25 protein-coding genes are annotated in these 26,128 nt (G+C 30.1%); 6 read left to right on the forward strand and 19 right to left on the reverse strand.

Translation table 11 applies throughout. From position 1 onward, the window contains the following. Positions 1-141 precede the first annotated feature (141 nt). From nadA to nadC, 3 genes are read left to right on the forward strand one after another with little or no spacing between them, the layout of a single operon-like run. Positions 142-1,056, forward strand: coding sequence for a quinolinate synthase NadA (gene nadA, locus PTZ02_RS09810; RefSeq protein WP_274227607.1), 915 nt, complete (start codon positions 142-144; stop codon positions 1,054-1,056). Between the two features lies 1 nt (position 1,057). Beyond that, the gene (locus PTZ02_RS09815; protein WP_337992986.1) at positions 1,058-2,362 is read left to right on the forward strand and encodes an L-aspartate oxidase; all 1,305 of its coding nucleotides are present in this window, start codon (positions 1,058-1,060) and stop codon (positions 2,360-2,362) included. Next, entirely contained in the window at positions 2,340-3,179 is an 840-nt protein-coding gene (gene nadC / locus PTZ02_RS09820) for a carboxylating nicotinate-nucleotide diphosphorylase (RefSeq protein ID WP_274228087.1), read from the forward strand. Before PTZ02_RS09815 ends, nadC begins: the two co-directional genes overlap by 23 nt. A 90-nt stretch (positions 3,180-3,269) precedes the next feature. Here the strand turns inward: nadC and PTZ02_RS09825 are convergent, their stop codons facing one another. The 3 genes from PTZ02_RS09825 to PTZ02_RS09835 all read right to left on the reverse strand — a co-directional run bounded on the left by PTZ02_RS09825 (position 3,270) and on the right by PTZ02_RS09835 (position 5,409). After that, positions 3,270-3,956, reverse strand: coding sequence for an NUDIX hydrolase (locus tag PTZ02_RS09825; protein WP_274227608.1), 687 nt, complete (start codon positions 3,954-3,956; stop codon positions 3,270-3,272). Positions 3,957-4,111: 155 nt separating this feature from the next. Continuing rightward, positions 4,112-5,182 (reverse strand): hydrogenase formation protein HypD, encoded by a 1,071-nt coding sequence (hypD, locus tag PTZ02_RS09830; protein WP_274227609.1) that lies wholly within the window; start codon positions 5,180-5,182, stop codon positions 4,112-4,114. Positions 5,183-5,193: 11 nt separating this feature from the next. Further along, positions 5,194-5,409: a HypC/HybG/HupF family hydrogenase formation chaperone gene (locus PTZ02_RS09835; protein WP_274227610.1), complete on the reverse strand. Its 216-nt coding sequence runs from the start codon at positions 5,407-5,409 to the stop codon at positions 5,194-5,196. Positions 5,410-5,670: 261 nt separating this feature from the next. On the opposite strand from PTZ02_RS09835, the gene PTZ02_RS09840 reads away from it, so the two are divergent. Continuing rightward, complete coding sequence (locus tag PTZ02_RS09840) at positions 5,671-6,084, forward strand: hypothetical protein (protein ID WP_274227611.1); 414 nt, start codon at positions 5,671-5,673, stop codon at positions 6,082-6,084. Between the two features lie 71 nt (positions 6,085-6,155). Here the strand turns inward: PTZ02_RS09840 and PTZ02_RS09845 are convergent, their stop codons facing one another. Further along, positions 6,156-7,469, reverse strand: coding sequence for a 6-phospho-beta-glucosidase (locus tag PTZ02_RS09845; RefSeq protein WP_274227612.1), 1,314 nt, complete (start codon positions 7,467-7,469; stop codon positions 6,156-6,158). 129 nt (positions 7,470-7,598) lie between these two features. Between PTZ02_RS09845 and PTZ02_RS09850 the strand changes: the two genes are divergently transcribed. Next, on the forward strand, positions 7,599-8,942 hold the full coding sequence (locus tag PTZ02_RS09850; protein WP_274227613.1) for an aminotransferase-like domain-containing protein: 1,344 nt from the start codon (positions 7,599-7,601) through the stop codon (positions 8,940-8,942). Positions 8,943-9,414: 472 nt separating this feature from the next. On the opposite strand, the gene PTZ02_RS09855 is transcribed toward PTZ02_RS09850, so the two are convergent. Next, positions 9,415-10,335, reverse strand: coding sequence for a transposase (locus tag PTZ02_RS09855; RefSeq protein ID WP_274227614.1), 921 nt, complete (start codon positions 10,333-10,335; stop codon positions 9,415-9,417). A gap of 143 nt (positions 10,336-10,478) precedes the next feature. Then, entirely contained in the window at positions 10,479-13,022 is a 2,544-nt protein-coding gene (locus PTZ02_RS09860) for a calcium-translocating P-type ATPase, PMCA-type (protein WP_274227615.1), read from the reverse strand. Between the two features lie 211 nt (positions 13,023-13,233). On the opposite strand from PTZ02_RS09860, the gene PTZ02_RS09865 reads away from it, so the two are divergent. Next, positions 13,234-14,877, forward strand: coding sequence for a putative manganese-dependent inorganic diphosphatase (locus PTZ02_RS09865; RefSeq protein WP_274227616.1), 1,644 nt, complete (start codon positions 13,234-13,236; stop codon positions 14,875-14,877). Between the two features lie 118 nt (positions 14,878-14,995). Here the strand turns inward: PTZ02_RS09865 and PTZ02_RS09870 are convergent, their stop codons facing one another. Genes PTZ02_RS09870 through PTZ02_RS09930 form a run of 13 tightly spaced genes read right to left on the reverse strand, consistent with a single transcriptional unit; the run spans position 14,996 to position 26,120 of the window. Next, on the reverse strand, positions 14,996-15,769 hold the full coding sequence (locus tag PTZ02_RS09870; protein ID WP_274227617.1) for a flagellar basal-body rod protein FlgG: 774 nt from the start codon (positions 15,767-15,769) through the stop codon (positions 14,996-14,998). A gap of 11 nt (positions 15,770-15,780) precedes the next feature. Further along, on the reverse strand, positions 15,781-16,560 hold the full coding sequence (locus tag PTZ02_RS09875) for a flagellar hook-basal body complex protein (RefSeq protein ID WP_274227618.1): 780 nt from the start codon (positions 16,558-16,560) through the stop codon (positions 15,781-15,783). After that, positions 16,557-16,721 (reverse strand): hypothetical protein, encoded by a 165-nt coding sequence (locus tag PTZ02_RS09880; RefSeq protein WP_274227619.1) that lies wholly within the window; start codon positions 16,719-16,721, stop codon positions 16,557-16,559. The genes PTZ02_RS09875 and PTZ02_RS09880 overlap by 4 nt, the downstream gene beginning before the upstream one ends. 29 nt (positions 16,722-16,750) lie before the next feature. Further along, entirely contained in the window at positions 16,751-17,338 is a 588-nt protein-coding gene (locus PTZ02_RS09885) for a hypothetical protein (RefSeq protein ID WP_274227620.1), read from the reverse strand. A gap of 36 nt (positions 17,339-17,374) precedes the next feature. Then, entirely contained in the window at positions 17,375-18,100 is a 726-nt protein-coding gene (locus PTZ02_RS09890; RefSeq protein WP_274227621.1) for a FliA/WhiG family RNA polymerase sigma factor, read from the reverse strand. 19 nt (positions 18,101-18,119) lie between these two features. Further along, positions 18,120-18,755, reverse strand: coding sequence for a flagellar brake protein (locus PTZ02_RS09895; protein ID WP_274227622.1), 636 nt, complete (start codon positions 18,753-18,755; stop codon positions 18,120-18,122). Positions 18,756-18,764: 9 nt separating this feature from the next. Then, a complete protein-coding gene (locus PTZ02_RS09900) occupies positions 18,765-19,619 on the reverse strand; it encodes a MinD/ParA family protein (protein ID WP_274227623.1) in 855 nt (284 codons plus the stop codon). Then, a complete protein-coding gene (gene flhF, locus PTZ02_RS09905; protein ID WP_274227624.1) occupies positions 19,613-20,776 on the reverse strand; it encodes a flagellar biosynthesis protein FlhF in 1,164 nt (387 codons plus the stop codon). Before flhF ends, PTZ02_RS09900 begins: the two co-directional genes overlap by 7 nt. Beyond that, the gene (gene flhA, locus PTZ02_RS09910) at positions 20,777-22,840 is read right to left on the reverse strand and encodes a flagellar biosynthesis protein FlhA (RefSeq protein WP_274227625.1); all 2,064 of its coding nucleotides are present in this window, start codon (positions 22,838-22,840) and stop codon (positions 20,777-20,779) included. Between the two features lie 23 nt (positions 22,841-22,863). Next, complete coding sequence (locus tag PTZ02_RS09915; protein WP_274227626.1) at positions 22,864-24,690, reverse strand: fused FliR family export protein/FlhB family type III secretion system protein; 1,827 nt, start codon at positions 24,688-24,690, stop codon at positions 22,864-22,866. Positions 24,691-24,700: 10 nt separating this feature from the next. Then, positions 24,701-24,970 carry a flagellar biosynthesis protein FliQ gene (gene fliQ / locus PTZ02_RS09920; protein WP_238883232.1) on the reverse strand — a complete coding sequence of 90 codons (270 nt, stop codon included), beginning with the start codon at positions 24,968-24,970 and terminating at the stop codon, positions 24,701-24,703. A 9-nt stretch (positions 24,971-24,979) separates the two neighbouring features. Then, positions 24,980-25,735 carry a flagellar type III secretion system pore protein FliP gene (fliP, locus tag PTZ02_RS09925; protein ID WP_274227627.1) on the reverse strand — a complete coding sequence of 252 codons (756 nt, stop codon included), beginning with the start codon at positions 25,733-25,735 and terminating at the stop codon, positions 24,980-24,982. Next, positions 25,728-26,120: a flagellar biosynthetic protein FliO gene (locus tag PTZ02_RS09930; RefSeq protein WP_274227628.1), complete on the reverse strand. Its 393-nt coding sequence runs from the start codon at positions 26,118-26,120 to the stop codon at positions 25,728-25,730. The genes fliP and PTZ02_RS09930 overlap by 8 nt, the downstream gene beginning before the upstream one ends. Positions 26,121-26,128: the final 8 nt, after the last annotated feature.

The raw sequence follows: 26,128 nt of genomic DNA on the forward strand, positions 1-26,128 counted from the left end.
TTGTTAGTCAAATTAACAATATTTAAATTTTTCTTAAATTATGCTACTGAGCTATAAAATTTCCTTCATAGTTGAATAAAATTTACCGTAATGATATACTGCTGTATATACAGATGTAAATATAAATTGGAGTGTGACTTTATGAATTTAATTGAGGAAATAAACAAACTAAAAAAAGAAAAAAATGCCCTAATTTTAGCACACTATTATCAGTCTGATGAGGTTCAAGATATAGCTGATTATGTTGGTGATTCTTATTATCTAAGTAAAGTAGCTATGAGTTCTCCTTCTGAAACTATTGTTTTTTGCGGAGTAAAATTTATGGCGGAAAGTGCAAAAATTCTTTCACCTAATAAAAAGATTATTTTCCCAAATCCAGATGCAGGCTGCCCAATGGCAGATATGGCAAGTGCAGATAAGTTAAAAGAATTTAAGGAAGAGCATCCAAATGCAGTTGTTGTTTGTTATATCAATTCAAATACAGATGTTAAGAGTCTATGTGATGTATGTGTAACCTCCTCATCTGCAGTCAATATTATAAAAAATATACCCAATGAGGAGATAATCTTTTTACCTGATAAAAATCTAGGTGAATATATCGCAGAACAATTTCCTGAAAAGAAATTTTACCTATGGGATGGATATTGCATAACACATAAGAAGGTAAAGGCTCAGCATGTACAAGCTATAAAGGAAATACGACCTGCAGCTGAGGTATTAGTTCACCCTGAGTGCGAAAAGGAAATACGCGAATTAGCTGATTTTCTAGGAAGTACAGGTGAAATAATAGATTATTCAGTAACTTCTCCAAGCAAAGAATTTATAGTAGTTACTGAATCTGGGGTACTTCATGAAATGAAAAAAAAGAGCCCTGATAAGGAATTTTACGTACCTGGCACTACTATGACCTGTATTAATATGAAAAAAACTAATTTAGAAGATATTTATCTATCTTTAAGGGACAACTTAAATGAGATTAATATAGACGAGGACTTAAGAATGAAAGCATATAGATCATTAGAAAATATGCATATTTTATCACAAAGAAGGGATTAAGTTGGAAAAATACACAGATGTTTTAATTGTTGGTAGTGGAATTTCAGGTCTTTATCTTGCACTAAATTTAGATGAAGATATCAATATAACCATTATTACGAAAGGAAAACTAAATGATACGAATAGTTATCTAGCACAAGGAGGTATCTCCACTGCTCTTTCAGATGAAGATATTCCTCTTTTTATAAATGATACTTTAAAAGCTGGAAAATATAAAAATGACCTTAATGCTGTGGAGATACTGGCTAGAGAATCAATGGAAAATATATTGAGATTGAAAACATTAGGAGTTCCTTTTGATTCAACTTCAGAAGGTTTCAAATTTACAAGGGAAGGTGCTCATAGCGTTAATAGAATTGTTCACGTTAAAGACTCAACAGGAAAATCAGTTCAAGAAACATTAGTTACCTCAGTTAAAAAGCATAAGAATATAACCATCTTAGAAGATGCAACTCTTCTAGATATAATGGTAAAAAATCGTTGTTGTGTAGGTGGACAAGTTTTAATTGATGAGAATCAAATTTCTATACATTCTAAAGTAGTTGTTCTTGCCACTGGTGGTATAGGTGGATTATTTACTAATTCTACGAATCAACGGGCTTTGACAGGTGATTCTATAAACATAGCACTAAAACATAAAATAACGCTTAAGGATCTTAAATACATCCAAATTCATCCTACAGCTTTATATGATAATAATGCTGATTCGAGACGTTTTTTAATCTCCGAAGCTGTTAGAGGCGAGGGTGGGAAATTGTTAAATCCACGGGGACAGAGGTTTATAAATGAACTTCTTCCAAGGGATGTTGTCTCAAAAGCAATATTTGACGAGATGAAGAAATTTAATGTTCCTAACGTTTTTCTAGACATTTCATTTTTAGATGAGGATTTTATTAAAAATAGATTTCCTGCTATATATGAAAATTGCCTTAATAAAGGAATTGATATTACAAAGGAACCTATTCCAGTCTCTCCTGCTCAGCACTATTTCATGGGAGGCATAGATGTAAATACGCATTCTGAATCCTCCTTAAAACACTTATACGCAGTAGGAGAAACAAGTTGTACAGGAGTTCATGGTGCCAATAGATTAGCTTCAAATTCTATTTTAGAAGCTCTTGTATTTTCAAGACGAGCCGCTAAATCTATTAATTCTTGTATATGTGATATTCCAATTATTAATATGAATATTCCATTAATTGATGGCAATATTAATACCTTCATTTATGAGAACAAAGTTAATACAATAAACTTATTTAAAAGGAGTGCAAATAATATAAATGTTGAATTTTCTTATAGTAGATAAAATAATTAAAGATGCTTTAGTAGAAGATATTCCAACTGAAGACATTTCAGCAAATTCAGTAATTCCACTTGGTTCCATTAGCAAAATTGATTTACTTGCTAAAGAGGAAGGAATATTAGCTGGATTAGAGGTATTTAAAAGAGTTTTTACTATTTTAGGGGATGTTGTTGTATCATTATATAAAAATGATGGGGACAGAGCGTTACCTGGTGAGAAAATTGGTGAATTAGTTGGTAATACTCATCACATACTTATGGGTGAAAGAGTTGCTCTAAATCTTTTAGGTAGAATGAGCGGAATTGCATCTACAACCAATAAAGCTGTTAAAATTCTTGAGGGTTCTAAAACAAAAATTTTAGATACTAGAAAAACCACACCAAACCTAAGAATATTAGAAAAATATTCTGTTAAAGTTGGTGGTGGAGAAAATCACAGACAAAACTTGTCTGATGGAGTTCTCTTAAAAGATAATCATATTTCCTTTGCTGGGGGAGTAAAAAAAGCAGTTGAACTAGCTAAGAATAATAATTCATTTGTTAGAAAGATTGAAGTTGAGACTGAAAACCTAGGGATGGTTAAGGAAGCCTTAGATGCTAGAGCTGATATTATTATGTTAGACAACATGAACATTGAAACTATTAAAGAAGCTTTGTCTCTTATTAATGGGAAATGTTTAGTTGAATGTTCTGGTAACATAACTCTTAATAATCTTGAGAATTATCGTAATCTTGAAATAGATTATATATCTTCTGGAGCATTGACTCATTCTGTAACTCCTTTGGACTTATCTATGAAGAATCTTAGAGAAATTAAATAGAATATTTTATGAGTTATGAAAGCTATGAAAGTTAAATGAGCTGCATCTGAAATTATTATTCAAGTGCAGCTTTCTTTTTGTTTTGTAGTACTATCTATCTCCATTTATTTTTAGTTTTTCTATTTCCTTAACTCTTTCTATCGCAACACTTAATAACTTTGCATGATCTCCAGCAATTTCTGATTTATCTATTATTTCATAGCGCTTATTCTCTAACATATAGCCTCTTTTACTTATCACTTTGACTTTAGGACAAATTTCCAGTTCATTATTACTAAGATAAATATCCAAAATATACTCTCCATCATTCTCATTTACGACGGTTTTCCTACATTTAACCTTAAACCAACTTGCTTCTTTTGCATCATCACCCGCTTTTGCTTCCTTCTTCTCTTTAATTAAAGCTAAATATGCTACAGTAATAATTCTATCTCTCTTGTCTCTGCCTACGTCCCCAAATGCTTGCAGTTGTTGGAATTCTACTTCTTCAATGGATGTTTCTTCTCTTAATTCTCTGAGTGCCGACTCCTCTAAATTCTCATCCATTTCTATAAATCCTCCTGGGAAAGCCCACTTCCCCTTATCAGGATAATTTCCTCTTTTTATAAGTAGAACTTCCATATCATAATTAAAGTATTCAACAGTTTTTGTGCCTCTGTCCCCCAAATTATTAATGCAGAAAATAATATTATCTACAGTTACAGATGGCTTTTTATATTTTGAACTATCATAATTTCTTAAGAACTCTTCCTCTGTTAAATTTTCTTGATTCTCCATTTATATATACACCTCTCATTCACTAACTCAATTTTACTATTGGTTTTTCAAAAATAAAATATACTTTCCATAAAAAGATAAAAACACAATTAAAGAATACTAAATGCATTATAACTATCTGCATTTCAATTTATTCTCATTGTGTTTTATAAATATTATAAATATTTACTTAATACGTAACACGCACCTTCACTAGATGCCATTGTTGGACCTATAGGAGTTCCAACTTTACATTCATTTTTAAAATAAACACACTCACTAGGATTTAATTCTCCTCTGATTACTTTTTCACATATCTTATTTTCTCCACTGCTTGTCTGTCCTAAATATTTATTTAATGGATATATTTTTTCAATATCATATTTATCATACTTACTCTTTAGTAAATATATAGATTCTTCTAACTTCCCTAAGCCCCTATTATCACCAGCTTTTGAATAAAAGAATTCTTCCATTATTGCTTTAGCAAGTCCATTTCCATCATAAGGTATAAATAATTTATAGTTATCTTCCACCTTACCTTCTTTTTTTATTCTTTGATTAACAATCATTTCTACAGAGCTTACTATATCTAAAAAAGAGAATCCAGTTATTGCTGAAGGTATTTTATATTTATTAATAAAACTATATCCTTTCTCACCAATAATGAGGGAAATATTTCCTGGGAGAATGAATCCATCAACTTTCTCTTTTTGTTCATTAATAAAATAACTTAGTATTCCTTCTATACGTCTATGAAGTGAAAGAATATAAAAATTATCTAATTCTTTATTTATAGCTTCAGTTAAAGAAATTATTGTTGCTCCAATATTTGTTTCAAAACCCGTTGCAAGAAATATAACTTTCTTGCTTTGATTGTGGATTGCTATATTAATAGCGTCCAAACTTGAAAAAATCACTTGAATACTTGCACCTTTAACTTTCGCCTTTTCTAAAGTAATCTCACTTGAGCTTCCAGGAATTCTAAGTAATTCTCCGTAAGTTGCAAGAATAACATCTTCTGTCAGAGCTAAATTATATAAATAATCAATATAATATGTGGGAATAAGCGTTACTTGACAACTACTTCCTATAGAAAACTTAAAATTGCTATTTAAAATGTCCTTTAATACGAACTTCTCTATAGCTGAAATATGCGTTTCACTAAACACCATTATATTAATTTCATCTTTATAACTATTAATTCTATTGACCGTATCCTTTATAACAAGATTAATTCCTCTCATTCAATTCTCCTTTAAAGCTTCGACATACTGTCCAAGTACTCTTTTATTTCCAAAGCATCCTTCTTTGATACTTTGTTTAATGCTACCCCTGAATTAATTAATATATAGTCACCTTCTTCTAATGAATCAATAAAATCTATTCTAACATTTTTTCTCATTCCATTAATTTCACCCAATGCTTCATTACCATTAATCTCAATCACTTTAAGTGGTATTGTAATTCCCATTTAACCCCCTCCTAAGCCTAATAATAATATTTTATCATATTTATGTATATAAATTCCACTTTTTATCAATCTTTTTAATTTAAATGAATTATTTTGTTAATAAATTATTAATTTAAATATCATTTTGTGAAAATGAAAATACTGAATATAAATATATTTTTACTATTTTATTAGCAATTGTGTTATGTTATAATTACATTGTTATTTTATGTTTAATATAATAGATTTCATAATAATGTTTATTGCAAAGGAGCTATACGTATGGGTTTTAAAGAAAAAATGCAAAAGTACTATACTGATAACTACATAAAGAAGTATGGTGATAGAATGACTCAATTCCAAGGAAATATTCTATCCACTAAAATAGAGGAAAAAACCATTCTATGGATTTTCCACAAAATAACTGCCACACTTATAGTAAAACCAGACACTAGTAAAATGGTTATCAAATGTAGTTATACAAAAGGTCGTTGGTTCAAGAAACCTGACTTCATTCAAGTTAATCAAGGTCATAAGGTTATTGTTATGGGCCTAAAAGGTGAAAAAGGAAAAGATGGTTCAGAATTAATTACTATAATGAACCTAATCAATCTAACAACTAAAGTTGATTTAGTTCCTATTGACCATTCTCAACTAAAAAAAATGAAGCAACCGACTCCAAGAATGAGAGGATAACGCTTCTTAAGCTTAAACAAAAAAACATCTCATGTTTTACTTCATGAGATGTTTTTTTTATTGCCTTAAAATTATTTATTGAATTGAGGTAGATATTCTTTATGCGCTTCTAATAACTCGTCTAAAAGAATCTTAGCCATCTTCTCATCTGCTACCAATGGATTAATTGTTAAAGCTAACAATGCTAAATTATAATCCCCAGATATAGCTGCTTCAACTACAGTTCTTTCAAAACTCTTAATTTGCTGAATTAATCCATTAATTTGTACAGGCAACTTTCCTACATTTATTGGCTTAGGACCATCCTTTGTGATGATACAACTTATTTCTACAGCTGATTCAGCTGGAAGGTCTGCAATAGCTCCATTATTTATTGTATTTACTGCTTGGATATCCTTTTTATCATTGTAAATAGAATTAATTAATCTACATGCAGCATCACTATAATATGCTCCCCCTCTTTTTTCTAATTGAGGTGGTTTGATATCAAGATTTGGATCATCATAAAGCTTAAATAAATCATCTTCTAATCTCTTTACAACTTCTGCCCTTGTTTCTCCTTTTGCAAATTCTCTTAATTCATCCTCAAGCATATTTTTGCTTTGATAATAATACTTATGATATGGACAAGGCATGACTCCTAATGCTTTGATAAATTCAGGTGTCCACTCGAAGTCTTTTATATTTTTTACTATTCCGTCTACCTTACCTTCACTTATTGTTTGAATTATTTCTTCATTTACTTTTTTTCCATCTACATATATATTTAAACCATAAACCATATGATTTAAACCTGCGAAATCCATTCTTACTCTATCATGCTCTACATTACACATTTTAGCTACTGCCATTTCCATTCCAATTGGAACATTGCATAATCCGATTACCTTTTTATTTCTACCATGTCTAAGTAAAGCTTCTGTTACAATTCCAGCAGGATTTGTAAAGTTAATTAACCAAGCATCTGGGCAAAGTTCAGCCATATCTTTATCTATATCTAATATTACAGGAATTGTTCTAAATGCCTTAAACATTCCCCCTGCACCATTTGTTTCTTGTCCAATTACTCCATGACTAAGAGGTATTCTTTCATCTTTAATTCTTGCATCTAAAAGTCCAACTCTTAATTGAGTAGTAACAAAATCGGCCCCTTTCAAAGCTTCTCTTCTATTTAAAGTTGTGTGTATTTCCATTGGTACTCCAGCTTTTTTAACCATTCTTTTAGCTAAATCTCCAACTACTTCAAGCTTATGTTTTCCTGCTTCGATGTCGACTAACCATAGTTCTCTAACTGGTAATTCCTTATGTCTTTTAATAAAACCTTCAACTAATTCTGGTGTGTAACTTGAACCTCCACCGATAGTAACTATCTTTAATCCATCCATAAAATACTCCTCCTTTTAGTTATAGAAATTTATATTTATTTCATCTATAGTTTAATGTTATATCATTGAAATCGATTATTCAATTGAGATATAATTAAACTGTACCAGTACAGTTTGGAGGGGTTATCTATGACGAAGTATGAACAAATAATTTATGATATAAAGAATGATATTAATAATAAAAAATATAAAACCTCAAAGAAATTACCTTCTGTTAGAGATTTATCTTTAGCCTATAATTGCAGCAAATCTACAGTTATTAAAGCCTATGAATCGCTAAAAAATAGTCATTTAATTTACTCTGTCCCCCAAAGTGGATATTATGTTGTCGAGGAGCATATAACACCTATATCAATGCCAAATGCGTTTATAGATTTCTCTACTGGCAATCCCAATATAGGTAAAATCCTAACTCCTGATTTAAAACATTGTCTTAACAGAGCTGTAGATATCTATACAAATCAACCTATAGATCCTGATGTTTATGGTATAGATTCCTTAAGACACTTATTACCAAGCTATCTTGCAAAATTTCAAGTTTTTACATCAGTTGATAACATTTTTATTAATCTTGGAATTCAGCAAATTTTAAGTATATTAACGAATATGCCTTTTCCAAATGATAAAAAAAATATTTTAGTAGAAAACCCTACTTATAGATACTTTATCTCATTCTTAGAACACTCTGGTATTAAGCCAATAGGTATAGAGCGTAATGAGTATGGTATTGATTTAAATGAACTTGAACATATTTTCAAGAATGATGATATAAAATTCTTCTATACTATACCGCGGAATCATAATCCTCTCGGTACCAGATACTCAAAATCTCAAAGATTAGCGATAGCTGAATTGGCTAGAAAGTATGATGTCTATATTGTTGAAGATGACTATTTTGGTGATATAGAGTTTGATTCTAAGTATGATCCTATATATTCATACGGAGATCATCATCACTTTATATATTTAAAAAGTTTCACCAAGATAATTCCATGGATAAAGCTTGGTTTAACAGTAGTGCCTGATCATTTAATTGACGACTTTAAATTACATGCAAATTATTCATATTTTTACTCCTATTTTGCTCCTTCATTAGTATCTCAAGCTACACTAGAAATATATCTTAAAAGTAATCTTTTATCAAAGCATATAAAATCAATAAAGACAGAACATAAAGTTAGACTTAACCTTTTAAAAGAAAAGATGACTGAACTATCAAACTTAAATATATCTTACACAAAACCAACATGGGGATTTTATTCTTATATATTTATTCCTGAGTATATTAATGAGGATTTATTTGTTAAAAAGTTGGGGGACAGAGGCGTAAAAATTGCGCTAGGTAGACCTTACTTTTTATCTAATTCAACATATAAAAAAGGAATAAGATTAAGCGTAGCAAAACCTAATACAGATGAAATCATTACTGGTATAGATGAGATTATCTCTCTATTAAAAAATGGATATCAATAAAAATACTGATATCCATTAACCGTCTGCATTATTATCTTATAAGCCCACTCATTCCACACCACCAAATAGAAAGTTACGCAAATATTCCATATTTTTCATAACTTGTAACTTTGCTAATATTATTTTCCCCTTCCAGAACAACTACTTTGGGTTTATGAGGATTGAAAACTTTGCTTAAAGTAAATCTAACTGTTTCTTCTGAAGGTCACTTATCCAAACAATAATAACCACTTATGTAAGACCTTTGCTTAAAAAGTATTTTTCTAATGAAAAGCCCACTTTTCCATCAACAATAAAGCCAATCTTCAATTAATCACCTCCAAAAGGTAAGTGTAGTTTTTTGATTAACTTCTAAATTAATAATGCTATTTTCTATATTCTTGTGCAGCTCATTCTGATACCACCTTATATAAAAATTATTATATTTAAATAATAAAATCAAATGGTTTCGCTGTAATTATAATTAATGGTTTTATATAACTGATAAATATTCAGCCATTATATATTTATAATTAGGGTTCTTAAGCATAAGATTAACTCCTGAATTACTTAGCTTATATATTGTGTTTATTGAATGATTATTGTAAATATTATATATTTCTCTTACCTTCATTTTGCAAAAACACCTCATAAAAAGAAACAAAAAAGACTTTACAATATTTACTTCATTATTATATTTTAAATTCATAAGCGATTTGTCTACCATAAATTTTTTACTTAGATAAGTAGTTATTTTATCTATTGAATGTTTTAAATCTCTATCTTTACTCTTATTATTCTTGAGCTCTATTGCCTCTTTATTTATATCATTTTTAAAATTAAACTCCTGCTGCTTCATTTTGTTGTAGTTTTCCATAGCTAACTTATAATTTTTCCTTGGGCTCTTAATATTATTTGAAAATAAAAACAGAATTCTACTGGTATCAACAATATTATATTTGTCTCTCCTACCGTAAAAATAGTTTGATAAACTAGAGTAATAATAACTTTCTAATGTATTCCTATATTTAACAATATCCTTAGGATTACTGTGTATATATAATGACAACAAGTACAAATACCTATCATCCTTGATTAACTTACTTTTAAATCTATCTAGAAAAAGATGTCCGTTTCTCTTATATTTCATATTGAAATAAAAAGCATATTTTGAATTTATGGATTGCATTATTTCAGAAATATCTGATCCATTTGAGTCTATTATAAAATGTCCATGATTGCTCATAATGCAAAATGCATAAATTTTGAATCCAAATAGTACCTGCTTTTCTTTTATAATTTTAAGATATTTATCTTTATCCTCATTATCATTATATAATTTCAACTCTGGTATACTCTTAACCATAATATGATATATACCATGTTTTCTCTTAATTCTAGATGTTCTAGCCACAAAAAATCACCATCCATTAATTTAACTTCTAATAGTTGTGATTATTGTCATTAATGAATGGTGATATACATTAATCTCTATTAAATTTTTTTTTTATAACTTTTTCATCCTCTGTCCCCTCGAAACTTCGCTAATGCAACACTCTACCTTTTAATATATAGATAAACTGAATTTATAGTTGCAATTATTCCTGAAAAGAATATAACTATTCCCCAATTCATTAGGCTTAAAGCTTGTGTTTGAAAAACCTCTTTAAAAAATGGAATATATAATATACACATTATCATAGATATCGAAATTAAAACTGCACATAACAAATAAGGATTAGTAAAAAGTTTAATTTCAAATATTGAATGTCTTTCTGACCTACACTCAAATACATGAATTAATTGTGACATTACTAAAGTACATAAAGCGATTGTTCTACAAGTTTTCAAATCAAAGCCTAAGTACTGTCCAATTATAAAAGACATCAATGTACATATACCTATAAGTGTTCCTCTCACCATAATCTTCTCAGTAAGTCCTCTTGCAAATATGCTCTCTTTTTTGTCCCTAGGTTTTTGTGACATTATATCCTTATCTGGAGGATCTACTCCTAAAGCAATTGCTGGTAAACCGTCTGTTGCGAGATTTACAAATAAGATTTGTATTGGTGTTAGCGGGTTTGGCATATAAAAGATTGAGGCAAGAAACATAGTTAATACCTCTCCTAAGTTACACGACAATAGATACCTTATAAACTTTCTTATATTATCGTAAATAACTCTCCCCTCTTCTACTGCAGCTACAATTGTAGCAAAGTTGTCATCCATTAATATCATTGATGATGCTTCTTTTGTAACGTCTGTCCCCGAAATCCCCATTGAAATTCCTATATCTGCTTCTTTAATTGCAGGGGCATCATTTACCCCATCACCTGTCATTGCTACTATATTACCTCTTTTTTTGAAGGCCTTTACTATTCTTAATTTGTGGTTAGGGTTTACTCTTGCGAATACTCTTGCCTTTTCTACCTCTCTCTCCAGTTCCCTATCACTTAATGTCTCTATATCATCACCAGTTAATACACTATCACTTGAATTACAAATGCTTAATGACTTCGCTATAGCAAATGCAGTATTTTTATGATCACCAGTAATCATAACAGGTTTTATGCCTGCAAGCTTGCATTGTAACACTGCATCTCTAGCTTCTTCTCTTGGAGGGTCTATGCTTCCTACTATTCCAATAAAAATTAATCCCTTCTCTAAACTATCACTTTTTTCTAAAAATCCATCTTTATATGCAGCTGCTAGACATCTTAGAGCACGGTTTGACATGTTATCAACACAATTTAATATTGATTTTTTCTTTAATGCTGTTAAAGGCTTAATTTTTCCTTCTTCAACTATATAGTTGCATTTATCCAAAACCTTTTCAGGTGCCCCTTTGGTGTAACAAGTTTCTTTTCCATTCTCTCTAATAATTACTGACATCATTTTTCTATTTGAATCAAAAGGTACTTCAAATACCCTTCTCTTATTGTTAACAAATTCTTTTAACAATTTTACATCTTTAAAAAAAGCTTTAACTAAAGCTGTTTCTGTTGGATCTCCATGCAAAACTTCATCAATATTTTTCTCATTAAAATTATAATTACAGTCATTACAATAAATTAATGATTTAATAAACATCTCATTTCTAACCTTTTCTCCTTTGTCTAAATTATATATTTTATTATCAATATATATTTCTTTTACAGTCATTGAATTTTGAGTTAATGTTCCCGTTTTGTCTGAACAAATTACTGAAGTACAACCTAATGTCTCAACTGCTGGTAGTTTTCTCACTAGTGCATTTCGTTTTAGCATACGTGATACACCAAGTGCTAAGGAAACTGTAACAATAGCTGGAAGTCCCTCTGGAATAGCTGCTACTGCTAAACTTACCCCTAATAAGAACATGTCTCCTAAATTATTTCCTCTAGCTACACCTACTACCGTTACAATTGCACATATGCCTAAACATAAGAATACTAACACTTTTCCTAATGATTCGAGTCGATCTTTTAATGGTGATTTTTCTTCCTCTATATTTTGAAGAAGTCCTGCTATTTTTCCCATCTCTGTCCCCATACCTATAGTTGAAACTTTCATTAGTCCTTTTCCTTTTAATACAGTTGTTCCCATATATATATTTCCGTGTTTGTCTCTTGTATCTTTATTTACTCCAACTGACTCTCCAGTTAATAAAGACTCATCAACTGTTACTCCGTTTCCATCAACTAATATACCATCTGCTGGCACTCTGTCCCCAGCTTCTAAATCAACCCAATCACCAACTGTCAAATTTATTGCATTTATTACTCTCATATTTCCATCTCTTATTACCTTACAAGTAGGTGCTGCTAAACTTTTTAATGCATCTAGTGATTTTTCCGTTCTATATTCTTGAATAAAGCCCAAAATTCCATTTATAAGCACAATTATAATAATTGTTATGGCATCTGCAGTATCTCCCATGAAACAAGATATCACTGTTGATGCTAATAATACCCAAATCATTAAATCATTAAATTGAGATATAAAAACCATAAATGGCGATTTCTTTTTTCCCTTAGTTAGTTCATTGGGTCCAAACTTTTTCATTCTAAACTCGGCTTCTTTACTAGTTAATCCTAATAAGAGCTCTTTTTCTTCAATCACTTATGCTCCTCCTTTAATATTGCCTTTAACTTAATATATGTGTATACATATATTAATTATGAAAAATTTTTAAATTTAAAATCTTATAAATAGAATAACTAATTTCAAAAATTCTTGTCTTTTTTATAATATTGCTTCCTCTGTCCCCTTTACAATTACAACATTTAAATTTAGAATAATACTATAAAGTGACTACTAAGGAGGCAATTTAATGAAAGATGTAATTTATGTAACTGGCCATAAGAATCCAGACTCCGATTCTATATGTGCTGCTTATGCATATGCAGAATTTAAAAATAAGACTGGGGATCTTCCTGCTATACCTGTAAGATTAGGTAATGTAAATCAAGAAACTCAATACATATTAGACTTTTTTAATGTCGAAAAACCAATGTTCTTAGAAACAATTAAGTTAAAGGTTAAAGATTTGAATTTCGACAGATTCACTCCATTCGGAGCAGATATTTCAATAAAAACAGCTTGGAACATAATGAAAGAAAAAAATATGAAATCAGTTCCTGTGGTTGATGCTAATACACATTTAATTGGTATTTTATCTATTTCTAACATTGTTTCTAGTTATATGGATATATGGGATAATAAAATTTTAGCTAAAAGTAAGACTACTATAGATAATATAGTCGATACTCTATCAGCTAAACCACTTACAATACATGAAGATACTAAAGTATTCCCTGGAAAGATATTAGTAGCTGCTATGCAGCCTCAAGGATTTAAGGAATATATTCAAGAGGGTGATGTTGTTATAGTTGGTGGGGACAGAGCCGAAGCATTAGAAGCTATTATTAACTGCAATGTGTCTCTTCTTATACTAACTGGATCTTATGTTTTAAGTGCTGAACTACTTGAGGAAGCTAAGAAAAATAATATAACTGTTATATCAACACCACATGATTCATTTACTGCATCAAGATTAGTTGTTCAATCTATACCTGTTGATTTTGTTATGGCAAAAGAATCACTTGTCACTATATCATCTGATGACTTAGTAGATGATATTAGAAGTGTAATGGCAGAAACTAGATTTAGAAACTATCCTGTTATTGATACTAATAACAAGGTTATTGGAACAGTTTCTAGATATCACTTGATACCAAACTTCAAAAAGAAAATTATTCAAGTTGACCACAATGAAAGAAGTCAATCTATAAATGGACTTGAAGATGCTGAGATATTAGAAATTATAGATCACCATAGAGTTGCTGATATACAAACTAGTAATCCTATTTACTTTAGAAATGAGCCTGTTGGTTCAACTTCAACTATAGTTGCAAAGAGATTCTTTGAAAATGGCATCAGACCATCTAGAGAAGCTGCTGGACTATTATGCGGAGCTATAATTTCAGATACATTACTATTTAGAAGTCCTACATGCACAGAAGTAGATAAAACTATATGCAAGAGGCTTGCTAATATAGCTGAAATAAACATAGAAGAGTTTGCAAAAGAGATGTTTAAAGCCGGTACTTCATTAAAAGGAAAAACTGTTGAACAAATATTCAATCAAGATTTCAAACCTTTCACAATAGAAGATACCAAAATTGGTGTAGCTCAAGTTAATACTATGGATATAGAAGGCTTTATGCCACTAAAGGCTGAGATGCTTGAGTACATGAATAACAAAGCTGCTGCTAATGATTTACAGCTTGTAGTGCTTCTATTAACTGATATATTAAATGAAGGCTCTCAAATTTTAGTTGCTGGTTCTAGATCTGAAATTGTTGAACATACATTTAATGTTAATCTTGTAGATAATACAGCATTCTTACCTGGTGTTTTATCAAGAAAGAAGCAAGTAATACCACCATTAACTAATACAATAACTTCATTATAATAAAAAATGTTTGACCTCTTTTGGTCAAACATTTTTTTATTATCATTACAAACAAAATAAACAAAAAGTAACTATATACAAACAAGTATATAGTTACTTAAAAATAACATGAAATATGTTATTTACCTCTCATGTTGTTTACCATTCCCCACATTTCATCAGCTGTGGTAACGCCTTTTGAAGCTAATTGGAATGCTCTTTGAGTAATTATCATATCAGAAAATTCTTTAGCCATATCAACATTTGAACCTTCTAAATAGCCTTGATTTATATCAGCATCAGTTTCCTTGAACATATTTACGCCTGGCTTTGGAGAATATAAGTTTTCTCCTATTGATACCATTGAATCATCACCAACAGCATTATATAAAGGAATTGTACCGATTTTGTCAAATTTGCCGCCATTTTTTTGAAGAATACTTCCATCTTGATTTACTACTAAATTCTTACTATCTAACTTAGGATTACCTTCTGAATACCCATTAGCATATTCAACATATAGCTTGTTTCCATTTGAATCTACAAGCCTTCCTAACGAATCGATGTTGAATGCCCCTGCTCTGGTATAAGATACTTCACCAGTTGGTGCTTGTATTCTAAAATACCCTTTTCCATCTATAGCCATGTCAGTTGGTATGCCAGTTTCCAGCATAGTTCCTTGAGTCTTATCTCTTAACCATTCTGATGTTCTAACACCAGTTCCTGTATATGCGTCTTTATCATTTACAGGATAACCTAGTCTATCAAATGATTCTGAAAGTAAATCTTTAAATTGAGTATCAACTCTCTTATAACCAGTAGTATTTACGTTAGCTAAATTATTTGAAATAGAATCTAACTTCTCTTGATTAGCATTCATTGCGCTTTTTGAATTCCATAATATTCTAAACATACATCATCCTCCTACCTAACTGCTCCAACTTCATTTGCTGCTTTACCTAAAGTTTCATCAATAGTTTGTATAACTTTTTGATTACTTTCAAAGCTTCTCATTACCGAAATCATATCAACCATTTCACTCATTATGTTAACATTACTCTTCTCTAGTGAACCTTGTTTAATTGAAGTATTAGCTTGGTAATTAGGATTTTGACCTTCGTATAGGTTGTCCCCAACTTTTTTAAGTGTTCCGTAGTCTTGAAAGTCAGCTGTTAATAATTTTCCTGATGGTTTTCCATCAACAAGAATATTCCCGCTACCGTCAACGGCAAGTTTACCATTTCCAACAAATATTGGTCCTTGTGCACCAGATGCATTTGTTCCAATAACAGCATCCCCTGAATTAGTTGTTAAATACCCTTGAGCATTAACTTTAAAACTTCCATCTCTAGTATAATGTTCTTTCATTCCTTCAGGTGTATTAGTTCTTACTACAAAGAAACCAGCACCTTCTATTGCAAAATCTGTATCTTTATTAGTATCCTCAAGTGAACCTTGAGTCCATTTTGTATATGTACCATCTATTGCAGATCCTAAACTTAAATATCCTAGTTGATTTCTTACATTCATTCCACCGGAAACTTTATCTCTATTTTCGATTAAAACTTGTTTAAAACTCTTTAGTTTAACATCATCACTTTTAAATCCATTTGTATTTGCATTTGCTAAGTTGTTGGTTATTGAATCTTGTTTAGCTTCTAGCGAAACTAATCCAGAGACTGCCGTATATAGTCCTCTTATCATTTTGTTGTCACATCCTTATTAAAAATTACTTTACATTCATCCTCATATAACATTCCAAATGATCTTGCCTTTTCTTCAATCTGGCTTTTTGAAAGTTCCTTGGTCCTATTAAATCCTAACATTAGTATTGTTGCTAAAATCATACCAATTCCAATTCCCATTAGTAATTTTTTATCACTTAAAAAATTAATTAACTCTTTGAATTTTTTAACAATCCTCGTATTAATAGTACTTCCCCCTTTCCAATTGAAAGGCTTTCGCATATTTTGTCATCATCATACCCTTGGTTTATTAGTTCTTTAACTAACTCTACTTTATCTTTTGGTTGATTACCATCAGCTTCGTCAACATTATTTATTTCGTCAACTTTATTTACTTCATCTTCTTCTATATCATTAGGATACTCTTTTTTTGACGCTAGCTCAATATCTTTATCGCCATTGGAATCATTTACTTGTATAGTCTCATTCTCATCAGTTTCTTCAAATTCTTCCACATTTTCATTATCGAAATATGTATCCTTTTTCTTTATATCTAAATCATCTTTATTACTTTCATTGCCTCTGTCCCTAGCTTTTAATTCTATAATCTCTTTTTGGAGTTCTAGAATAGTTTCACTAAATTCTCTTCTCAACTTACCAACTTCAAATTGTATATCACTAATACTTTCTTCCTTGTGAGCCAATATGTCACTAAAACTTGAAATCTTATCTTTCTTTAATGCTCTATAATTTATGTAAATTAGAGCAATAGAAATTATTATAATGAAAACTGCCATAGCACACCTACTTTATGTATAGTCTTAAACATTTTTTTATGTATAATTTAAAGTTTTCATGTTACTCCTTAGATTTCTTATTGCTCTACTATGTAATTGACAAACTCTTGATTCTGATACCTCAAGCACCTTACCAATTTCCTTAAGAGTTAATGACTCATAATAATAAAGGCTTAGTATCATTCGATCTTTCTCATTGAGCATTTCTAAGGATTTTTGTAACATTTCTATTTCTTCCTTATCCTCCATTTCTTTTTCAGGTGAAGGACTATTTTTATCTTGAATCATTCCTTTTACAGTAACATCTTCATCATCCGAAAATATAATGTCTTCTAATGAAAGAATAGAAATATAATTTATGTAACTTTCAATTTCACCAATATCTTTAATTGAAATACCTAATTGTTTTGCAATTTCGTCATTTGTAGGTTCTCTAAGCAATTTTCTTTGAAGGATTTCCACCGCTTCATTATACCTATTGAGCTTATCTATAGCTCCTTTAGTAATGGGGGAATTCTTTCGTATTTCATCAATCATAGAACCTCTAATTCTAATAGATGCATACGTTGAAAATTTCATTCCCCTGCTATAATCAAACTTATTAATCGCATCCATTAATCCTACCATACCATATCCCAATAGATCATCATATTCAATATATTTAGTTTTACCTATTATTACCCTTGAAGCTATATATTTTACTAAAGGTATATATTTTTCTACTAACTGTTCTTTTGATTGATCAGGTACAGTTAATTCCATGGTCTTTCCCCCTTAAATTCTAAACTAACCCTCTTTGTTTTCTCATTAATTTGAATACTATTTTAACTATTTTTTCCCTAGAAGATCGTTGATTTTCATCAAACTTTACTCCATATATATATTCTTTATCTTCTGATTTACTTACTCTAACTATTCTTCCTATTACGCCAACTATATCATTTTCAAAAGATATATTTATCATAACCTTATCATTTATAGAATTCTTTTCTTTTGATTTCATTCTTAATCCACCACCACTAATATCTAGTAGTAATGCTGCCTTATACTCATTATTTAATTCTTCATTTTTATCACTTAACTTTACATATTGTAAATTCTGTACAAATTCAATTCTTACAAAATCTCTTCTTTGAACTTTTTCATATGTTTCTGGAATCTCAAGTTTATACAATGGCATTTGATTAACTAAAGTTCTTTTTACGACGGTAGTTTCAAATTTATATATATTATTTTCATCATTGAAAAGCATCGATAACTTCTGCCCTTCTACAAAGAATAAATACTCTCCATCACAAACTGGCAAATTTATATAGAAGAAACCTTCTTCCTCGTCTTGAACACTTGCCTTATATACTTTTTCATCTTTCCAAAATATTGATACAACCCTATTTAACCCAATTCTAAGTGATTTCATCATTTCCCCCTAAGAAAATATACTAAAAATTCTTTTAAATAATCCATTCGCTCCAATATTGGTTTGATTATTTACTTCCCCTTCTAATTTTTTAGCAATATCTTTAATGCATTTTGCTGCATCACTATTAGGATATGATATGGTGAATGGTGATTGTTCTCTTACTGCTTGAACAAGTTTTCTATCTTCAAGCACTGCACCTAAATAGTCTATTTCTAAAAATAAAAATCTATCAATTGCACTTTTGAACTTATTGAAGGTATCTTGACCTTCTTTGTACGAAAGAGACTTATTCACTATAACACTAGCTTTGTTTTTGATTTTAAAATGCTTTGTTGCTTTTAACAAGCTATATGCATCTGTTAATGATGTAGGTTCAGGAGTTGTAACAACAATCAGTTCTTGACAACAAGAAATAAATGCCAATACACTTCTATTAATTCCTGCTCCTGTATCAATAAGAATATAATCATATTCATCAAGTTCTTGAATCTTATCTAAAAACTTTTCTCTTTCTCTTTCAGATAAATCTTCAACTCGATTGATACCTGAACCCCCAGATAAAAGTTTAACTCCCATATGCCCTTCTACTAAAACCTTATCGATGGACATTTCATCATTTAAAATATCAAACAAAGTATGCTTAGGGAATACCCCCATTAAGACATCATCATTTCCCATTCCAATATCAGCATCAAAAATTAGAACTTTTTTCCCTTGCTTTTGAAGTTCGATAGCTAGATTAATTACTATGTTACTTTTACCTACTCCACCTTTTCCAGAGGTAATAGTTAAAATCTTACTTCTGGATTTTCCTAAATCTTGACCAGCTAATTCTCTGAGTTTTACAGCTTGATCTAGCATACAGTATCCTCCCCAAGAATAAGTTTCACTATTTCTTCTTTATCAGCAGCTCTAATGTCTTCTGGAACTGACTGACCTGTAGTAATATATGATATTGGAGTATTAGATTCTTTTATTATCTGAACTAATCCACCATACACAGAAGTTTCATCTAGCTTTGTTACTATTATACCATCATAGCTTAATAATTTATATCCATCTAGGATAATTTCTATATCTTTATTTTTAATTATTGATGAAATTACTAAATATGTTTCATCAGGTTTTGCTTTCTCAACAAAAGCTCTTAATTCAGATAATTGCATCTTATTTTTAGAACTTCTTCCAGTAGTATCTATTAATATAACATCACAATCACTTAGTTTTTCTATTGCTAGTTCCATCTCTTTAAGTGTAATTACAACTTCTAAAGTTATCCCCATTATTTCTGCATATGTTTTTAATTGCTCAACAGCACCAATTCTATATGTATCAATAGTAATAAGACCTACTTTTTTTCTTTCTATCAAAGATAATCTTCCAGCAATTTTTGCAATAGTTGTAGTCTTGCCAACCCCAGTTGGTCCTATAAATACTACTCTTCCGGATAATGGTTTAGTATCAATTTGTACTATATCTCTTAGATATTCCCTAAGTTTCTCTTTTTTATCCTCAAAAGATAGACTATTATTTAAATCATTTTTAAATTCTTGTATATATTTTTCTTCAATATCTCTTTCATCTAAGAACTCATCAAATTCGTCTCTCATTGCATTTTCATCTTTATCAATGACCCTTGCTAGCATTGATTTTATTTCTTGCATTTCATTTTTAAGCTGATTATCTGAAGCATCTTTTTTAATGATTTGAGCTACTTTGTTTTCCTCTATTGATGAACCTCTGTTATCAGTACCTCTGTTAGATATTTCTCTTTCCATCATCTTTCTTAATGAATCAATAGAATTTTCAACTTCACCCTTATTTTTCTTTTCAGTTTTTACTTCCGGAAGCTTTTCAACTGCAGCTGTAACTTCTAATAATTTAGGCGAAAAGAACCCTTTAATTCCATCTTTTCTTATCTTTCTATTGCTAAGAATTACGGCATCTTTCCCTAGTTCATATCTTATTCTTGTCATAGCTTCATTCATATTTTTTACTATGTACTTCTTTATTATCATTTATATAGTTACAACTCCTTCGGTTCTAATTTCTACATCATTTGGTATCTCATTTAATGAAATAACCATTATATGAGGAAATACCATCTCTATAAGCCTTCTAAATGCAGGTCTTATTTTAGGCGATACCAAAATTATAGGTTGATTATTATAGAAATTAATTCTTTCAACCACATCTCTTATTCCGTTGAATATTCTAGTAGTTGTATCTGGATCTATTGCAGGGAATGAACCTTGTATTGATTTTTGAGTATTATTTGCTACTAAATCTTCAATTCCTGGTTGCAGAGTAACAACCGTTATTGCTCGGTCTTCATCTATTAATCCGTTACATATTGTTCTTGATAATGCAAATCTAACATATTCAGTTAAAAGTTCTAAATCTTTAGTATTTCTTGAATTATCAGCTAAAGACTCTAAAATTGTAACCATATCTTTTATTGGCACTTTCTCTTTAAGAAGATTTTGTAATACTTTTTGAAGTTCTCCAATAGTAAGTAAATCTGGTATAAGTTCTTCTACAACAGCTGAGTATTTTTCTTTTGTATTATCTACAATCATCTTAACTTCTTGTCTTCCTAATAATTCAAATGCATGTGCCTTAATTGTTTCAGTTAAATGTGTAACCATTACTGTAGTAGGATCTACAACTGTAAATCCTCTTATTTCAGCTTCTTCTTTTTGATCTTTATTTATCCATACAGCTGGCAACCCGAAAGTAGGTTCTATGGTTCTAATACCTGGTATATCTGTACTTTCTCCAGTTGGATCCATACATAAAAGCATACTAGACATTAATTCTGCCGAATTCACCACCGTACCCCTAATTTTAATTACATATTCATTAGTTTTTAGCTGAAGATTATCTCTTATTCTTATTGGCTGAACTATTATCCCCATTTCAATAGCACATTGTCTTCTAACAGATGCTATTCTTTGAAGTAAATCTCCGCCAATACTTTCATCAGCTAAGGGAATTAATCCATATCCTATTTCAACTTCCATAGGTTCAACAGAAATTAAATTCATAACATTTTCTGGTTCTTTGCTCTCAATTTCCATTTGATCATCTTCAGCTTGAAGAAATTCCATCTCTTCTTTTTGCTTTTCTTCTTTGTATAAGAAATAAGCTGCAGTTCCTAGTGCTCCTCCTGCTATAAAGAAAGGTATAGGATTAAATCCTGGAAGCAAACCTATTATTGATGTAATTATTCCAGCCATAGCTAAAACTATTGGGAAAGCTGTTAATTGTTTTCCTAAAGTTTCTCCTAGATTATCAGATGATCCTGAACGTGTAACTAATATACCAGATGCTGTAGATATTAATAATGCTGGAATCTGAGATACAAGTCCATCTCCAACTGTTAACCTAACATAATCTTGTGCTGCTTGTGCTAGAGGTAAATTTCTTTGAAGTACTCCAATTATTATTCCACCGATTATGTTAACTAATGTAATAATTATACCTGCTATCGCATCACCTTTAATAAACTTAGAAGCACCATCCATTGCTCCATAAAAATCTGCTTCTAATTGAAGATCTTCTCTTCTTCTCTTTGCACCGGCTTCATCAATAAGTCCTGCATTTAAATCGGCATCAATACTCATTTGTTTTCCTGGCATTGCATCTAATGTAAATCTTGCAGATACTTCAGATACTCTTCCAGCACCGTTAGTAATTACAATAAATTGAACAACCATAATTATAATAAATATTATTATACCTACTGTATAATTTCCTCCAACAACGAAGCTACCGAACGCTGATATTATTGTTCCAGCATCACCTTGTGATAATACAAGTCTTGTAGATGTTATGTTAAGTGCTAATCTATATAATGTAGTGATTAATAATAACGTTGGAAATACAGATAATTGCAATACATTTGTTGTAAACATTGTTGTTAATATAATTACTATAGAAATAGTAATATTTATTGCAATTAAAATATCTAATAACCATGTAGGCAATGGAATAATAATCATAAGCACTATTCCAATAACTAAAAAGGCAAATATCACTCCTATATTATCTTTTAACTTATTTTTACCAAAGGCTTCCATAAATATTCATCCATCCTTTTATACTACGACTTTTTCATTTTGTATACTAACGCCAAAATTTCAGCAACAGCTTGATACATATCAGCTGGAACTTCTGATTCAACATCTAATGTATCGAACATTGCTCTAGCAAGTGGCTTATTCTCTATAATTGGAATTTTATTTTCTTTAGCTATTTCTTTTATTTTTATAGCTACATGATCCGCACCAATTGCCACTACCTTAGGAGCTTCCATTCCACCCTCTTCATATTTTAAAGCAACTGCAATATGTGTAGGGTTTGTGATTACTACGGTTGCATCGGGAACAGCTTGCATCATTCTTCTTGAAGCTATTTCTCTTTGCTTTTGCTTTATTTTACCCTTAATTTGAGGATCTCCTTCCATTTGCTTATATTCTTCTTTTACTTCTTGTTTTGACATCCTCATTTCCTTATTAAATATTCTAACTTGTAGAATATAATCCATTAAGGACAATACAATCATCAATAAGGTTACTTTAGTGAATATTCCAAATACTAATGATTTTATTTCTATTCCAATTGAGGGTAAATATACACTTCCCACATTTAATATACTATTAAAGTTACTCACAACAAAGCTATAACTTAAGTATCCTACTAAAATAATTAGGATAAGATTTTTACCTAATTCTAAAAAACTTCTTTTAGAAAACATATTTTTAAATCCTTTTAGAGGATTTAACTTACCTAGTGATGGTTTTAGAGGCTCACCAGTAATTAAAAAGCCAGTTTGCATTAATGATGCAACCACCCCTGCTACAGTAATAGGTAAAATAATTGGTAAAGCATTTATTGCAATTCTATAAAGAGCTGTTAAAATATAATTTCTTGCTGTAAGTTCTGTAAGCTGCTTATTAAAATTTTCACTTAAAAAATAAATCATATCACTTCTAAAATTATTAGCCATATACCCACTTAATAGTGATATGAGTAAAGTACATGCAAGTAGTGTTAATGATAGATTAACATCTTTACTTCGAGCAATTTGACCTTTCCTTCTAGATTCACTTTTCTTTTTAGGGGTTGCTTCCTCAGTTTTTTCATCTGCAAAGATTAAAACCATGGGGACAGCACCATAAATTCCTTTAAAAATATCAGGCAACATATTAAATGCACCAATAATAAATTTAACTAATGTTGGTAATGCAACCATTATTGCTAAAAATCCTACTAATATCTTTAAAGGCATTCCCAGTATCATAACATTTAACTGTGGAACTGTTCTTGATATTAAACCCATACAAAGGTCTGCTATTATAATTATCAATACAATTGGTATTGCTATTTTTAAACCTATTACAAAATACTTACTAAAAGCTAAAAACACTTGATTTAAAGTATCTTGATAAACTATTGTTTGCCCTAGAGGTACAACGTTAAAGCTTTCAATTAATGCCCTTATTAACATATGATGTCCATCAATTAAAAAGAAAACCATTAGTGCAACCCAATGAAATATATTACTAAGCAAAGTTGAACTACTTTGAGATGTTACATCAAACAAGTTAATCATACTAAGCCCGATATGTATATCCATCCATGCTCCTGCAAACTTTATGAATTCAAAACATAAATTCACAATAATTCCAAGCATTATCCCAGTCATTACTTCATTTACGCAATTAAAAATCAGCGCAAAATTATCATTAATCGTCTTAAGCTGATCATAATTTATTCCAGTTACTATCATATATGATAAAATAAATGCAAAAAATACTTTAACTGCATTCGGTGTTCCTGAGGGAAAAAATATTCTACTTATAATAAGAAAAGAACCTATTCTTAGAAAAATCAAGAAAATTGCTAAAAAATATACTGTGTTAATCAAGATTCTCCTCCTATTTTGCAACTGTTGCAATTATTTGAAATATTCTCTCCGTAAAACTAAGCAGTTGATGTAAAACCCAACTACCTAAAATTAATCCTACAGCTGCAATAGCAACTAACTTAGGAACAAAAGTCAATGTTTGTTCCTGTATCTGTGTGGTAGCCTGAATAATACTTATTATTAATCCAACTACAAGTGCTACTACCAAAAATGGAGCAGATACCTTAAGGGCAGTAACCAATGTATCCTTTACAATTCCTAAAACCATTGTTTCACTCATTTATACACCTCACGAGAAACTCATAATTAGAGATTTAACAACTAAATACCAGCCATCAACCATTGCAAATAGTAGTAACTTAAATGGTAACGAAACCATTACTGGCGGTAACATAAACATACCCATGGACATAAGTACTGATGCTACAACCATATCAATTATTAAGAACGGTAAGAAAATCAAAAATCCTATCTGGAACGCAGTCTTCAGCTCACTAATAACGAATGCAGGTACCACTACATAAAGTGGAACATTATCCTTATCAATCTTAGTTTGATCAAGTTTTGAAGTTTCAATAAATAACTTCAAATCCTTTTGTCTAGTTTGCTTTAACATAAATTCTCTTAAAGGTTTTGAACCTGCGTCAATTGCTTGCTGTTGAGTAATCTTATTTTGCATATAAGGTTGAAGTGCATTTGCATTTAAATCTGTATACACAGGTTGCATTATGAATAATGTTAAAAATAAGGTAAGTCCAACCATAACTTGTGATGGAATAGCCTGCTGAACGCCTAATGCATTTTTCAGAAATGAGAGCACTACTGCAATTCTTGTAAATGATGTCACCATAACTATAAATGATGGTAATAACGTCAAAATTGTTAAGAAAATAAGTAGTTTTATATCTGTTACAAAATCTGTTGGCGTAGTGCCAGGATTAACAGATACATTAAACTGAGGTTCAGCTGCTAAAACCTTATTATTAAATGTTAAAAATATTGCAAAAAAAACTAGTAAATATTTAAATACTCTTTTCTTATTCATTGCCTCTTCCTCTATCTCTAAATTTCTTTAATTTATCCTTTAATGTATCTGAACAAGCTACTACGTACTTTTGATATGTGTCTATAAGTTCTTGCTGAGATTGTTTTTTATCTCTCATGATACTTTCTAATTCTTCTTTTGATAACTCTTTTACTACTGTAGTATTTCCTGGGGAAACAGCCATAACTATCCCTACTTCTCCCATCTTTACAATAGTTATATAACATTCCTTACTAATTTGAATTCTTTCAATTACATTTAGATATCTACCATTAGTTAATGTGTTTGATTTTTTATTTATATATCTCAATGTTATTATTAGTAAAAATAATATTAATGGTAATACAATAGCTAATCTAAATACTAATTCAATTGTATCAGTCATTTTATCTC

The sequence above is a fragment of the Clostridium sp. 'White wine YQ' genome (assembly GCF_028728205.1).
Classification (GTDB): domain Bacteria; phylum Bacillota; class Clostridia; order Clostridiales; family Clostridiaceae; genus Clostridium_T.

Coding starts and splice junctions, on each gene's coding strand:
- nadA (WP_274227607.1), top strand. CDS start 142: ATGAATTTAATTGAGGAAATAAACAAACTAAAAAAAGAAAAAAATGCC.
- PTZ02_RS09825 (WP_274227608.1), bottom strand. CDS start 3,956: ATGGAGAATCAAGAAAATTTAACAGAGGAAGAGTTCTTAAGAAATTAT.
- hypD (WP_274227609.1), bottom strand. CDS start 5,182: ATGAGAGGAATTAATCTTGTTATAAAGGATACGGTCAATAGAATTAAT.
- PTZ02_RS09835 (WP_274227610.1), bottom strand. CDS start 5,409: ATGGGAATTACAATACCACTTAAAGTGATTGAGATTAATGGTAATGAA.
- PTZ02_RS09840 (WP_274227611.1), top strand. CDS start 5,671: ATGGGTTTTAAAGAAAAAATGCAAAAGTACTATACTGATAACTACATA.
- PTZ02_RS09845 (WP_274227612.1), bottom strand. CDS start 7,469: ATGGATGGATTAAAGATAGTTACTATCGGTGGAGGTTCAAGTTACACA.
- PTZ02_RS09850 (WP_274227613.1), top strand. CDS start 7,599: ATGACGAAGTATGAACAAATAATTTATGATATAAAGAATGATATTAAT.
- PTZ02_RS09865 (WP_274227616.1), top strand. CDS start 13,234: ATGAAAGATGTAATTTATGTAACTGGCCATAAGAATCCAGACTCCGAT.
- PTZ02_RS09870 (WP_274227617.1), bottom strand. CDS start 15,769: ATGTTTAGAATATTATGGAATTCAAAAAGCGCAATGAATGCTAATCAA.
- PTZ02_RS09875 (WP_274227618.1), bottom strand. CDS start 16,560: ATGATAAGAGGACTATATACGGCAGTCTCTGGATTAGTTTCGCTAGAA.
- PTZ02_RS09880 (WP_274227619.1), bottom strand. CDS start 16,721: ATGGGAATTGGAATTGGTATGATTTTAGCAACAATACTAATGTTAGGA.
- PTZ02_RS09885 (WP_274227620.1), bottom strand. CDS start 17,338: ATGGCAGTTTTCATTATAATAATTTCTATTGCTCTAATTTACATAAAT.
- PTZ02_RS09890 (WP_274227621.1), bottom strand. CDS start 18,100: ATGGAATTAACTGTACCTGATCAATCAAAAGAACAGTTAGTAGAAAAA.
- PTZ02_RS09895 (WP_274227622.1), bottom strand. CDS start 18,755: ATGAAATCACTTAGAATTGGGTTAAATAGGGTTGTATCAATATTTTGG.
- PTZ02_RS09900 (WP_274227623.1), bottom strand. CDS start 19,619: ATGCTAGATCAAGCTGTAAAACTCAGAGAATTAGCTGGTCAAGATTTA.
- flhF (WP_274227624.1), bottom strand. CDS start 20,776: ATGATAATAAAGAAGTACATAGTAAAAAATATGAATGAAGCTATGACA.
- flhA (WP_274227625.1), bottom strand. CDS start 22,840: ATGGAAGCCTTTGGTAAAAATAAGTTAAAAGATAATATAGGAGTGATA.
- fliQ (WP_238883232.1), bottom strand. CDS start 24,970: ATGAGTGAAACAATGGTTTTAGGAATTGTAAAGGATACATTGGTTACT.
- fliP (WP_274227627.1), bottom strand. CDS start 25,735: ATGAATAAGAAAAGAGTATTTAAATATTTACTAGTTTTTTTTGCAATA.
- PTZ02_RS09930 (WP_274227628.1), bottom strand. CDS start 26,120: ATGACTGATACAATTGAATTAGTATTTAGATTAGCTATTGTATTACCA.